General features: G+C 68.0%; 9 protein-coding genes. 2 read left to right on the plus strand and 7 right to left on the minus strand.

The annotated features are described in order from the left end of the window. Nucleotides 1–22: 22 nt before the first annotated feature. The 4 genes from PVT71_RS24140 to PVT71_RS24155 form a co-directional block, all read right to left on the minus strand. Nucleotides 23–1,432, minus strand: coding sequence for a glycoside hydrolase family 16 protein (locus PVT71_RS24140; protein ID WP_353475675.1), 1,410 nt, complete (start codon nucleotides 1,430–1,432; stop codon nucleotides 23–25). Continuing rightward, a complete protein-coding gene (locus tag PVT71_RS24145) occupies nucleotides 1,432–3,315 on the minus strand; it encodes a Wzz/FepE/Etk N-terminal domain-containing protein (RefSeq protein ID WP_353475676.1) in 1,884 nt (627 codons plus the stop codon). Before PVT71_RS24145 ends, PVT71_RS24140 begins: the two co-directional genes overlap by 1 nt. 202 nt (nucleotides 3,316–3,517) lie before the next feature. Continuing rightward, nucleotides 3,518–4,201 (minus strand): sugar transferase, encoded by a 684-nt coding sequence (locus tag PVT71_RS24150; RefSeq protein ID WP_353475677.1) that lies wholly within the window; start codon nucleotides 4,199–4,201, stop codon nucleotides 3,518–3,520. A 478-nt stretch (nucleotides 4,202–4,679) separates the two neighbouring features. Continuing rightward, nucleotides 4,680–5,771, minus strand: coding sequence for a transglutaminase-like domain-containing protein (locus tag PVT71_RS24155; protein WP_353475678.1), 1,092 nt, complete (start codon nucleotides 5,769–5,771; stop codon nucleotides 4,680–4,682). A gap of 203 nt (nucleotides 5,772–5,974) precedes the next feature. On the opposite strand from PVT71_RS24155, the gene PVT71_RS24160 reads away from it, so the two are divergent. Both PVT71_RS24160 and PVT71_RS24165 read left to right on the plus strand, forming a co-directional pair. After that, entirely contained in the window at nucleotides 5,975–8,482 is a 2,508-nt protein-coding gene (locus tag PVT71_RS24160; protein ID WP_353475679.1) for a cation:proton antiporter, read from the plus strand. Nucleotides 8,483–8,790: 308 nt separating this feature from the next. Next, nucleotides 8,791–9,270: a MarR family transcriptional regulator gene (locus tag PVT71_RS24165; protein ID WP_353475680.1), complete on the plus strand. Its 480-nt coding sequence runs from the start codon at nucleotides 8,791–8,793 to the stop codon at nucleotides 9,268–9,270. Nucleotides 9,271–9,600: 330 nt separating this feature from the next. On the opposite strand, the gene repC is transcribed toward PVT71_RS24165, so the two are convergent. The 3 genes from repC to repA all read right to left on the minus strand — a co-directional run bounded on the left by repC (nucleotide 9,601) and on the right by repA (nucleotide 13,044). After that, on the minus strand, nucleotides 9,601–10,680 hold the full coding sequence (repC, locus tag PVT71_RS24170) for a plasmid replication protein RepC (RefSeq protein ID WP_353475681.1): 1,080 nt from the start codon (nucleotides 10,678–10,680) through the stop codon (nucleotides 9,601–9,603). Nucleotides 10,681–10,876: 196 nt separating this feature from the next. Continuing rightward, a complete protein-coding gene (gene repB, locus PVT71_RS24175; protein ID WP_353475682.1) occupies nucleotides 10,877–11,842 on the minus strand; it encodes a plasmid partitioning protein RepB in 966 nt (321 codons plus the stop codon). Next, nucleotides 11,842–13,044: a plasmid partitioning protein RepA gene (gene repA, locus PVT71_RS24180; RefSeq protein WP_353475683.1), complete on the minus strand. Its 1,203-nt coding sequence runs from the start codon at nucleotides 13,042–13,044 to the stop codon at nucleotides 11,842–11,844. The genes repB and repA overlap by 1 nt, the downstream gene beginning before the upstream one ends. Nucleotides 13,045–13,186: the final 142 nt, after the last annotated feature.

Below are 13,186 nucleotides of genomic sequence, written 5' to 3' on the forward strand. Positions count from 1 at the left end.
TTCCTCCGTCCGCGGCACCGGCTCAGCCCGGCTCCGCGGGGGTGATGCTGATGCGCTCGATGCGCACCTCGCGCCCCTGCCCGCGGCCGCCGGTAACGACCACCACGCGGATCTCGCCCGGGCCGTCGGTCGTGATCGTCCCCAGCAGGTCCTCGCCCTCGGCGCCGTCGATCAGCACCGCGCCGTCGGCATCGGTCACCGCCACGTGCCCGGGGTCTTGCCCCTGCCTCAGCCGGACGTCGACGCGCCACTCGCCCGCCGGAAGCTGCACGGGAAAGGCGGCGATGCCGCGCGCCCGACTGCCGTTCGAGACCAGCGCCCGCCCCTCCTCGCGGCGGAAGCGCGCGTCGTTGAAGAGTTCCATGCGGCCATGGACCGGGCCGGAGAAATCGCCGCCAAGGAAGAGTTCCGGCAGCGCCGCGGCGCCCTCCGCCTCATCCGAGGCGATCTCGTAGGCCGCGGCCCAGTCCACCTCCATCCGCACCGGCAGCGCGGCGGGATCGACGCTCCCTGGCCAGCGCCCGCCGATCCCGAGGTTGAGGATCATCTGCATCGGCTGGTCCAGCTCGCCCGGAAGTGAGACGGTGGTGGTCGGCTTGCGGTCGATGAAGAAGGTGACCTGCTCCTCGGTCCAGAGCACGCCGTAATTGTGGAAACCCTCGTCGAAGCCGTCGAAGCGGAAGCCGCCCATCCCCGCCGAGGCGTGGGTGGTGCCGTCGCCGGTGCCGTAATGCACGGCTTGGTGGATGTCGCCGCGGACCATCTCGAGGAAGTCGATCTCGCCCACCTCGGGCCAGCGCACCACCGGGCCGTCCTCGGGCTTGTAGTTGAGCCCGACGAGCCAGAGCGCGGGCCAGGCCCCCTCGAAGCGCGGGATCTTCGCCCGCACCTCGAAGAAGCCGTGCTTCTGGGTGAAGCTGGGCCAGGACGAGAGCTGCCCGCTGTAGTAGTCGAGCGCGCGGCCGTCGCCGGTGTCGCCGATCATCCCGGGCGTGATGCCCGCCGGGACGCGGTCGGCGGTGATCGTCAGGATCGAGTTCTCCACCGAGAAGGGATCGAGCCCCAGCGGCGCGCCCGTTGTTCCCTCGAAGGCGGGATCGGCGTAGAAGGCCTGCTGGTCATTGAGCAGGCGCAGGTGGATGCTGTTCTCGGGATCCTCGGGCGGATAGGGCCGGTAGGCGCGGTGCGCCCACCTCCCCTGCCCCGGTTCGAGACTGTCGAAATCGTCGAAGAAGGTCCGCCGCAGCTCCACCCGGCGCGACACGCCCGGCGCGGCGGTCATGACATCGGGGCGGAAGCCGGTGTCGGGAGCGCCCAGCGACAGCTGCTCGGGCGCCTCGGCAATTGAGGTCTCGGCGGCGCGGCCCGGAAGCGCCCCGGCGCAGCAGAGCCCCAGCACCGCGACCAGTCGCGCAAGTCTTCGGAAGCGCATCAGAGATCCCCCATGAAGGCTTCGTAGCCACCGGCCGAGTAGGTCCGCAGCTTGCGCAGGTTGGCGCGGTTGAGCACCAGCCCGTCGACGTGATCGGCGAACTCCGGGCTGAGCTCCATGTACTTGTCGATCAGCTTGCGCGGCGTTGCGCCCCAGGCCGCGACGAAGAGCAGCGTGTCAAAACGGTCGACGTTGAGCCGCGCCTCGTTCGAGATCACCAGCGACGGAAGGTCGACGATGATCAGGTCGTGATCCTCGAGGCTGAGCTCGACCTGGTCGAGCACGTCGCTGCAGGTCTGCGGCAGCGGCAGCTCCGCGTCGTCGAAGCTCTGGTGGGTGATGGCGCTGAAATCGCGCCCCTCGAAGCGCCGCAGCACGCTGTTCCTCAGCGCGAGGTCGGCCTGCGGTGCGGGGGCGCTGTCGATCAGCTTGCCCTGAAGCAGCGTGCTGAGCCCGGCGCGGTGTCGGTCCGCGTCGACGACAAGCGCGCTCAGGCCGCGCTCGACCGCGCGCGTCGCGAGGCAGGCGGCGAAGGTCGACTTGCCGTCGCCGTCCAGCATCGACGTCACCCCGACGACGTGCCCGCGCGACGTGCCGGCAAGGCGCGAGCCGATCAGCGACAGCGTCTGGTCCAGCGTCTCCTCGACCAGCAGAACGGCGCGGCGGTCGCCCTTGCGCGCGGCGCGGCGGCCCGGCAGGCAGAGATCCATGACGCGGGCCATCGACGGCACGTAGCCGAGGAAGGGCGCGTCGAGCTTGCCCATCAGCTGCTCGGCGGTGCGCAGCTTGTCATCCAGCAGCTCGCGCATCGCCGCGACGAAGACCGCGAAGAGCATCCCCACGAGCGTGCTGAGCACCACCCACTTGGGCAGGCTCGGCGCCGAGGGCGAGGTCAGTTCCTTCGGCGCGTCGAGCACCTTCACGCCGCTGAACGGAACCGCCTGCTGGCTGCTCACGAGGCTTTCGTAGGCCTCGGAGGACGAGGTCTGGAGCTGTTCGATCGCCGCGCGCCGGCGCAGCAGCGCATCCACCGCCGCCGAGGCCTGCCCGCCGCCGGTCCGCCGCTCGATGATCTGCCGGTCGATGTCGGAAAGCGTCTGCTGCAGCATGTTCTGGCGCTGCTCGAGCCAGGCCAGCGCCTGTTCCGCGGCCTCTTCGCTCGCGTTCACCGGCGCCGCGATATAGGCCGACAGGAAGGCGCGGAGGATCTGGGTCGCCAGCGCCGGGTCGTGGCTCTGGTAGCTGATGTTGATCGCGTAGCCGCGCCCCACCTGAACCACCCGCAGCGCGCTGCGCAGGTCGTCGGCGGCCTGCGCCTCGAGCGCCTCGCGCGTCGGCGGCGCGGAACCCGCCCCCTCCGCGTCGGAGCCGGAGGGTTTCAGCACCGAGATGAGGCCCGAGATCGCCGACTTCAGCCGCGCGGCGCCCGACACCGGCGGGGAATTGAAGGCCGCGTTGTCCACGAGGTCGAGATCGCGCACCACCCGCAGCGCCAGTTCGCGCGAGTTCAGGACCGCCACCTCGTTGAAGAAGCCGGTCTCGTCGCGCACGAAGGAGGGCGCCACGTCGATCTGGTCGGCCAGCTGGCTCAGCCGGTCGTCGACCAGCACCATCGCCTCGGCCTCGTAGCTGTCCGGGGTGGTTGTGTAGATGAAAAGCCCGAGTGCAAGGAACAGCGCCACGGTGGCGCACATGGCCCGCCACTGGCGCCGCACGGCTCCGAACAGGCGGACGATCGTCAGCTCGTCGTCGTTCGCGTCGCGCCGCCTGCGGCGGCGTTGCACCGAGAGCGAAGGCGCGGCGCGTTCGTTCTGCCCCGCATCAAGGCGCGCTATCGTTCCGCGCTTCTCCTGGGGGCTGGCCGCTTTGCTCTCAATAATCATGTCTTCGTGCTCCTGGGGAGGGGCCAAGTCTACCGTTGGTCAAAACTCGTGAGGGTGCGCCGACCGCGCGCTTGGAGCCGGGGCGCATGCCCGGCCCGGCCTGTCAGAACGAAGGACTTCCGCGGAACGCGCAGCGGCCGCAGCGGCGATGAAACGCCCCTGCGCCCGCGGGTCCGCTGGTCCGGTTCAAGCTCATCCGGGCTCAGTACCCTGACCGGAAGAGGACTGCGCCGACGGTCCGCGACAGGATCGAGAGATCCGAGCGCAAGCTGAGCGTGTGGAAGTACTCGCTGTCGAGATCGACCCGCTCGTCGTAGCTGACCTCGTTGCGACCGGAAACCTGCCAGAGGCCGGTCACGCCGGGGCGCAGCGCGAGATAGACCCACTTGCGGCTGCGGTAGCGCTCGAGCTCGGGCTCGGTGATCGGGCGCGGACCGATGAGGCTCATCTCGCCGCGCAGCACGTTCCAGATCTGCGGCAGCTCATCGAGCGAGGAGCGGCGCAGGAAATCGCCCATCGGCGTCACGCGCGGATCGCAGCGCAGCTTCTGGTCGCGCTCCCATTCGGCGCGGGCCTCGGGGTCGGTCGCCAGCAGCTCCTCGAGGCGTTCCTTCGCATCCGGCACCATGGTGCGGATCTTCCAGCACTTGAACAACTCACCGTTGCGGCCGACGCGGGCGTGGCCGAAGAAGCCCGGCCCTCCGTCCATCCGCGCAGCCACGTAGAGGCACAGGATGACCGGCGCCAGCATGGGCAGCATCAGCAGCGAGAGGACAACGTCCAGCCCACGCTTGACCGCGTCGCGGTAGGTGACCGACTGACCAATCGCCGGAGAGAGCATCGACGGAGCGTCGCCGGGGTTTTGGTCGTAGGGGGCTTTGGGCATCTTGCGTATCCCTGTCACTGAAAAAGGTCTTTAGTTCCAAAAAATCACGCACTCACAAAACTCACCGGAGGAAGCTGCGTGGCACCGCCACCGCGATCTAGCCGCCTCCAAGCCTCGGCCGTACTTATTACGGGTTAACCTCATTTCCATGACAACCCGTCGGAAGAGCAAGGTCCCGCCCACCGTGGCACGTCCCTGTTCGACCAGAGTTCGCGTGAAATTACCACGTGATATAAGACCGTTACTCCAACTGTGGCGGCATCCCGCCCAAGTCGTGGCGGAGATTTTTCTGCACTGCAGTATCTTTTCATGCGTAAATTACCCGCAACGACCAAAATATAGCCGCTGAGTGTACGTGCGGGCTCAGGGAGGGCCCCCCGGGGCAAAAGAAAACCCTGCCCGCAGGGTCTCTGCAGGCAGGGTGAGTCGTTCACGGGCGAATCAACCTAAGGGGTAGCTCCCCGCGGCTGCTCCGAAATCAGGCGCCGATTTCCTGCGCCGAGATCTCATAGGCGAAGCTCGGCGCGTCGAGCTCGTCCTGCTCCACGCCGTCGATCTCGGCCTGCGGGTACATCAGGAAGCCCACCGAGTCCCGCGACGAGCCGGGCAGCACGACGTCATGGCCGAAGTTGAAGCCCGCCCAGTTGCCTTCCCAGGCGCCGAAGAGCGCGGCGCGCACCGCGCGCACCTTCGGATCGTCGAGCGCCAGATCCTTCGGCGGCTCTTCGAGCATCACCTTGCGGACATCCGCCGGGTCGACCGCGACCCAGCCGTAACCATCGAGGAAGACCTCGGCCCGGCAGTGCTGCGACTTGGTCACGTCGGACGACCCCGCGCCAAGGCTCTTGTAGCCGAAGGCCGAGGGCGCCACGCGCAGGCCGTAGACATCGCGTGCCGGAAGCCCCGCCGCGCGTGCCAGCCCGACGTAGAGCGCGTTGAGGTCGGCGCACTTGCCGGTCAGGTCGCCCATCTCGAGCATCGAGGCCACGTCGCCGATGCCGCAGCCGCGGGTCTCGGGGTTGCGCTCGGTGCTCTCGACCACCCACTCGTAGATCGCGCGGGCCTTGGCGAGATCGCCATCGGCCTCGGCGGTGATCATGTCGGAGGTGGCCTTGACGATGCCGTCGGTCGGGATGAGCCGGGTCGGCGCGGTGTAATGCGCGCGCTCGGCCTCGGAGAGCGTGGCCCCCTGCCCCGGCTTGTCGAGGTCGGTCGCGCGGTCCCGCGTCGAGACCACGGCCGCGACCTCCAGCTCGGCGCTCGGCTGGCCGCCGTTCCAGATCGCGTGCACGAACTGCGCGCCGCTCTCGGGGTCGGTCTTCAGCTCGGCGCTGTCGGCGTTGCCGGTGAAGCTCGGCGCCTCGGACTTCATCCACTCGGCCTCGTTGACCGAAGGCACCGGGATCCAGGCCTGCACGGGCTTGCCGTCGGCCGGGATCGCGACCCGGGTGGTGATCTCGAAGCGCCGCCAGTCGGCGGGCGTCGGGGTGAACGCGGCAGACGCGCCGCGCGGCAGCAGGGCCGACAGCGAAAGCGCCGCGCCGGTGCCGATGAAATGTCTCCGATCCATGTGCATCGCGTGCCTCCATGTTCGTGGGCTGGTTGGTGGGATCCGCCGTCCCGGTCTTGATGCCCGCAGATACCCCTTTGCCCCCAGCGGCTCAAGAACCAAGCAGGCACGGAATCGCCCAACTTCAGCGACGGAAAGAGAAAGCACAAAAATTTTGACGGACCGCCGTTCTCCCCGCGTAAATTGCGGTCTATTTGGAACCCATGGATGTCGTCATTGTCACTGCGGTCATTGCATCGCTCTTTCTCGTCATCGCCGCGGCCGAGCCGCTGGCGGATCGTCTCCGTCTGCCCTACAGCGCGATCCTCGCGCTTCTGGGCATATTCATAGGCAGCGCCGCGATATTCCTGCTGCGCACCGACATCACGGATGCGCTCAATCCCTTCGCGGCGGCGATCATCAACCTGCCGATCAGGTCCAACGTCTTCCTCTACGTGTTCCTGCCCACCCTGCTCTTCCAGGCGACATTGGGCATGAACCTCAGGCGGATGCTCGACGACTGGGTGCCGATCCTCGTGCTGGCCATCGTCGCGGTGGTCGCCGCCACGCTCTTCGTCGGGCTGGCGCTGTCGTGGACAAGCTCGCTGCCGATCATGGCCTGCTTCCTCGTCGGCGCGATCGTCTCGACCACCGACCCGTCGGCTGTTGTCGGCATCTTCCGCTCGATCGCCGCGCCGCGCCGGCTGGTGCGCATCATCGAGGGCGAGAGCCTGCTGAACGACGCCGCCGCCATCGCGCTCTTCGGCCTCTTCATGGGCTTCGTGATGGAGGGCGTGCCCGACCCGACCGCGCTTGGCGCCATCGCGCAGTTCCCCAAGCTGCTCGGCGGCGGGGCGCTGGCCGGCTGGCTGGTGGCGCAGGGCGCCATCGGCGCCATGGCCCTGCTCGCACGCTACGAGAAGGCGCAGCTCTCGGTTTCGATCGCCCTGCCCTACCTCGCCTACATCGGCTCCGAGCAGGTCTTCGGCGCCTCGGGCGTGATCGCCGTGGTTGTCTCGGGCCTGACGCTGAACCTCGTCGGCCCCGGGAAGATCCCGCCCACCGCCTGGGCCAACCTCAAGGACGTCTGGGACATCCTCGCCCACTGGGCCGGGGCGCTCATCTTCATCCTCGCCGCGCTGCTGATCCCGCGACTGCTCGAGGATGTCCATTCCCGCGATTTCGTGCTGATCCTCGTGGTCGTCGCCGCCGCAATGGCGGCGCGCGGGGCAATCCTCTCGGGGCTGCTGCCGATCCTGCGCATACTCCGCCTCTCGCCCCGGATCGAACGCCCCTACCGCGTCGCCATCCTCTGGGGCGGGCTGCGCGGCGCGCTCACCCTGGCGCTGGCCCTCGCGGTCACGGAAAGCTTCCGCGTGCCGATCGAGGTCAAGCGGCTCGTCGGCATCCTGGCCACCGGCTTCACCCTCTGGACGCTGCTGGTGCAGGGCACGACGCTCACCTGGGTGATCAAGAGGCTCGGCCTCGACAAGCTGGCCCCGCTCGACCAGGCGCTCAGCAACCAGGTCGTCGCCGTGGCGCTGCAGAGCGTGCGTGAACAGGTCTCGACCACCACCGACACCTACGGGCTCGACCGCGAGATTGTCCGCGCCGAGGCCAAGCGCTTCGGCAGCCGGCTCGACAAGGCGGTCAAGGCCGCCGAGGAAGGCGACGAGATCCTCGACCGCGACCGCATCACGCTCGGGCTCATCGCCCTTGCCGGTGCCGAGCGCGACGCGACCACCGCCCGCATCCGCGAGCGCACGCTCTCGCTGCGGCTGGCGCAGAAGGCGCTGTCGGATTGCGACCGGCTGATCGAAGGCGCGCGCAGCGAGGGCCGGACCGGCTACCAGCGTGCCGCCCGCGCCAGCACCCGCTACGGCGCCCCCTTCCGGGCCGCGCTCTTCGCCCACAACCGCCTCCACATCTCGGGGCCGCTCGGCCGGATGACCGCGGACCGCTTCGACCTGCTGCTCTCGCAGCGGCAGATCCTGCGCGACCTCGACAGCTTCATCGACGGGCGCATCCGGCGCATCCACGGCCGCCGCGTCGCCGACCTGCTGCGCGAGCTCCTCGCCCGCCGGCGCGAGGCCGCCGAGACCGCGCTCGAGGGCCTGCGCCTGCAGTATCCGGGCTACGCCGAGGAGCTCGAGCGCCGCTTCATCCGCCGCACCGCGCTGCGGCTCGAGGAAGGCGAATACGAGACCATGCACGACGACGGGCTCATCGGGGCCGAGCTCTACACCGCGCTCAAGCAGGACCTGTCCCGCCGCCGTGCCCGCGCCGAGGAACGCCCGCCGCTCGACCTGTCGGTGCAGCGCACCGAACTCGTTCGGCAGTTCCCGCTCTTCGCCGATCTCGAGGAGAAGGAAATCCGCTCTCTCGCCCGCACCCTGCGCACCCGCTACGCCGCGCCCGGCGACATCATCATCCGGCGCGACAGCACCGCCCGTTCGGTCTGGTTCATCGCCTCCGGCGCGGTCGAGCAGCAGGCCGGCGGCCAGAGCTTCCGGCTTGGCCGCGGCGAGATGTGCGGACAACTCGCGTTGCTGATGCCCATGCGCCGCCGCCGCTCCGAGGTGCGCGCCATCGCGCCCTCGACCCTGCTGCGGCTCGACGAGAGCCGGTTCAAGCGGCTGCTGAAGCGCTCCGAGAAGCTGCGCGAAGCCGTGCGGCAGAGCGCCGAGCGTCGCGGGCTCGACGTATCGTCCATCCTCGGCGAGGACGCCTGAGGCCGGACCGCCGAAGGGCGACGGCCCGCGGAAGCACCGGACAACGGGCTTTCCGCGGGCCGCCCCGGACGGGCCATCTTTCAAAAAACCGAGCCTCCGCCTGACGGGCCACATGGCTGGACAATTAGTTCAGCCATGTTAACTATCTTGCTTACCCATCGGGCTGTGCCTGCCCCGCGCTTTGGTGTTCCAGCATTGGCCTCGGACAACGTCGCTGCCGCTGCCGCGCCCCACGCGACCGGAACACCTGGGGTCGCGTTCGCCGATCCTGCCTGACGGCCTTAGGCCACGACAAAGGAGACCGCGACATGCCGAGACGCCCCACCGATCTCCAGCCCGAGGCCGCGCGGCTCACCGAGACCCTGTCCGATCTCTGGGCGGCCATCACGACGGCGTCCCGCTCTCGCGGCCAGCCGTCTCACCTTGCCCCGACCCAGGCCCGCGCGCTTCAGATGATTGCCGAGAACGACGGCATCACCCCGGCGGCGCTCGCGGCGCAGCTCGAGATGTCCCGCCCCCAGCTCAGCGAGGTCCTGCGCAGGCTCGAGGACGGAGAACTTGTCCTGCGCATGAAGTCCTCGACGGATGGCCGGTCCTTCATCCTCACGCCCACCACCGCGGGACTCGCGGCACTGGGCCATCTGCGTCACGGCCCGGCCGGTGCGGTGGCCGAGGCGCTGTCGTCCCTGCGGGAAGAAGATGCGCGGAAGATCATCGCCAGCCTCCCCGCGCTGTCGCGCCTCGCCGCGGCGTTGTCCGGTATCGTCGACGGGGATGTCGCTTCCTAGGTCACGCCCTCGCGGCGGCATGATGTGGAAGGACCTGGGAACCGTTGTCCGCGGACAATCTTATATTTGGGGACTCGGGTTCACTGCCCTGCTTCGGAACGGGGGTTTGCGCAACCTTTGGCGTTCGACGCATTTCCCGGACGGTGCCTTCATAGCTCGAACCCGAAATGACTATCTCGCCTCAGTCTAGTCGAGCGCTCTCCTAGCGGCAGAAGATGGCAGACCCCGCTTCGCAGTTCGGTTGTTCGCAGCGGCATCGCGGGAACCCGTTGATGTGGTCTCCGGATTCCAGAGTGGTCTGACCACAAGCGATTCCTGAACGCAAAACCCTCAAATTGTCCGCGGACAACTCGGCGCAGTCTGCCTCGCCAGGGACCGGATCAGGCGCGCAGGGTCGAAGCCCGCGCTGCGCGGTCCAAGCGTCAGGCTCCGGAAATAGGCTCCGAACCTGCCGATCCGGTCCTGCATCTGCACCATGGCCCAAATCGTCAGCGCGGCCGATCGAATGCCGATCCGCTTCTCGGCCTCGGCGTAAAGCTCGGGGCTGATCCCCAGCATCGGGGCAAGCGTGCGTCCATGGCGGACGAGCTGGTGCTCGTCCTTCACCGGCTCCTGGGCAAAGGCCGCTGCCTCGGGACAGGCCTCGACGACATCCTGTGCCGAGATCGTCCGGGCCTTATCAATATTTTCTTTTGTTGACCTATGATGGTGCCGGACATTCTGGCCGTCATTGCCGGTCATTTCCTCGGGTTGTGCAGCGTCTTCGAGGGCGTTTTCCACAGGGCTTTCGGACAGCTGATCGAGCAGGGCCGCGCAGTCCTCGACCGTCAGCTTGCGGCGCAGGGCGCGGAGCGCGGCGAGGGCGGAGGTGTCCTCGGCATCCCGCGCAAGGGACAGGTGTGCCGCGGCACGAAGCTTGGCGCGCAGGTAGTCGAGCCGCTCGCGCAGCTCGTCCATCTGCGCGGCGATGCGGGCGAAGTCACCGAGCCTGGAGAAGAGCGGGGCGAGGTCGAAGCCGAAGCGCAGGCAAAGCCCGTCGGTGCGGTTTCTGCGGGTGAAGCGCTTGCGGTTGGGGCTGTCCCGGCGCGCGATCAGCCCGGAGTCGACAAGCTGCTCGACGTGGCGGCGGATGGTCCGCTCCGACAGGCCGTTGAGGCGCGAGACGAGCGACTCGTTCGAGGCAAAGACCATGTGATGCCCGCGCTGCGGCGGCAGGAAGGACAGCATCGCGTCGAGCGTCGCGAGCACCGGGGGCTTCAGCCCGAGCGCCGGCGCGGCCTTGCGGAGAATCGACAGGACGATGTGACGCTCCGGCGGGTTGTCCGCGGACAACAGATCACCGGGCCGCTGCCCGGCGGCAGCGGAGAGATGGTGTACGGCCATGGCAAATTCACGGCGTCCGAAGGTCAAAACACCCGGTCACGCCAAAAAAGGCATGACTTTCCCGCCAACCGAATCGGTTGCTGTTGACTGTCGCGGAGAAGCTGGTAAATCTGAGGGTGCTAAGCACAGATTGGGCCTCTCCGAGTTTATCTTGGGGGGCTCTTTCTCTTTTCGGCCTGCGTCGTGCTCCTTCTTTGGTTGCTGCTCGAGTTTTGTTGTCCGGTCAGCCCTGCTTGGCCTTCCAGAGGTCGTAGATGCGCAGGAGTTCCGCCTCGGCGTTCTCCTCCAGCCAGTCGGCGAAGCCGGGGACCTCGGTCCGCGACAGCTTCAGCGTCAGGGCGCGTGCCGTGGGGCGCAGCTCGGCGAGGCGCGTGCCATCCTTCAGAAGGATCGGCAGGGCAGGGGAGGTGCCGGTCGCCTGTGCGGGGCCGCGCAGGCGCGTCGAGACGGCCTGCGCCAGCTGTTCGAACCGCGCGTCCGACGAGGGGATCGCGGCGAACTGCACGCCATTTGCGAGCGCGTCGAGGTCAAGCTCGTTGTCCCGCACCGCGTCGGCCATCTCTTCCCAGCGCCGCCGGCCGATCCCGTGTGCCGGGCCGACCTGCTGGATCACGTTCGACGAGATCACCCGCGCCACCTTGTTCATCCGCGACAGCATCGGCTTGTCGATCGCCAGCGCGTCCATGACGACGTCGGATGTGTAGCCCGCGTCGCTGAGCTCGCGGATGAACAGCGCCTTCTCGATGAAGGACGGATCGAGCCGCTGGCTGTTCTCATGGCCCTGGGCGAGGATCGCCTCCTCGTCGGAAAGCGACCGGACAAGCGCCTTGGCGGTCAAACCGAGGCTGCGCAGGGCGCGCAGGCGGCGGCGACCATAGACGACCTTGAAGCGCCCCGGCTGCTCGGGCAGCGGGCGCACCATGATCGGGACCTGCTGGCCATGCTCGCGGATGCTCGCGGCGAGTGCCGCGACCTCGGCATCGCCGAAGGCGAGCCGGTCGTTCGGCCCGCCGTCGTCGATCAGGTCGGGGGAAATCTCGCGCACCGCATTGGCCGACAGGTCCTTCAGCGTCGAGCGCACGCCGCTCATCGCGCCGGTGTTCGGAAAGCGCGATTTCTGCGGTTTAGACTCTTCCGAAGGCGGCGTGGCCGGCGGGGGAGGGGGCTGGAAAAGGTTGCGGCGTGCCATCAGTCAGTCTCCCGTCCCCAGGCCGCCTGGATCACGGCCTCGAATTCGTCCGCGACCCCGTTCACACTCTCTAAGATGCGGTCTAGGGTCTTTTTCACGACCTGCGCAGGGTCTATTTCGTAGATCGTCTGCTGCGTCATCCCGGCGTCGGAGATCGCCGTCGACTTCAGCATCGGGTTGGTCAGCACCTGGTCGAGCAGGATCGACCGCAGGAAGCCCGCCATCTGCGATTGCGGAACGTCGGTCGGCTCGTAACGCGCCACGAGGAACTTCAGGAAGTCCCAGTCGATGGTGCCCGCGGCCTCTTCCAGCGCGCGGATCGTCTCGCCCGCCATCTCGAGGAACTGCGCCATGGACGCGACGTCGAGCATCGAGGGCACGACGGTGATCAGCAGGCCGGTCGAGGCCAGAAGCGCCGACATCGTGGTGAAGCCGAGCTGCGGCGGACAGTCGATGATGACGAGGTCGTAGTCGGCCTCGATCTCGTCGAGCGCGATGGCGAGCCGCTGGGTGAAGGGCGGCTCGAGCCGGTGCTGCAGCGCGTAGGCGGTCTCGGTCTCGTATTCCGAGAGCATGAGCCCCGCCGGAGCGATGTCGAGATTGTGGAAATAGGTCTTTCGGACGACATGGCTCAGCGGCACCGGGTCCTCGTAGCGCAGCGCGTCGTAGACGGTGCCGCCCTCGGCGAACTCGATCTCGGGCCTATAGCCGAACATGGTGGTCAGGCTCGCCTGCGGGTCCATGTCGATGGCCAGCACGCGGTAGCCGCGCAGGGCGTAGCGCTGCGCGAGATGCACCGCGGTGGTGGTCTTCGAGCTGCCGCCCTTGAAGTTGACGATGCTGATCACCTGCAGCTTGTCGCCCTCGCGGCGGCCGGGCAGGTAAGCCTCGCCATTGCGGCCGGTGCGCGCCATGACGTGCCGGATCGCGTCGATATCCGCCGCGCTGTAGAGTCTTCGGCCGCGGCTATCCGTCTCTACATCGGGGAAATCGCCCTCCTGGTGACGGGTGCGCAGGTTGGACATGCTGATCCCGGTCAGCTCCGAGACTTCCGACGCGTTGAACCGGCGCAGCAGCTTGCGGCTGTCCGGCTGGAAGCTGTTGCGCATGTGTTCGTTGAGCGCGCTGGACAGGCGCTCGGCATTTGCCGAAATTGATGCGGCAACGGAACCTGCTGCGGACAGGGTATCGGTCGAAGTCATACTGCGCTCGTCCTCGGGTGGCCTCTTGTCGGACCTGTTGGTCGCCGACGCCAGATTGCGCAAAAAGCGCCATTCAGCGTCGACACAATAGATCGCACGCAACTCTTCAATTCTCAACAGTTTTTTCTCCGGCGGCCGGGCC

Origin of the sequence: Salipiger sp. H15 (assembly GCF_040409955.1) — a bacterium.
Classification (GTDB): Bacteria; Pseudomonadota; Alphaproteobacteria; order Rhodobacterales; family Rhodobacteraceae; genus Salipiger.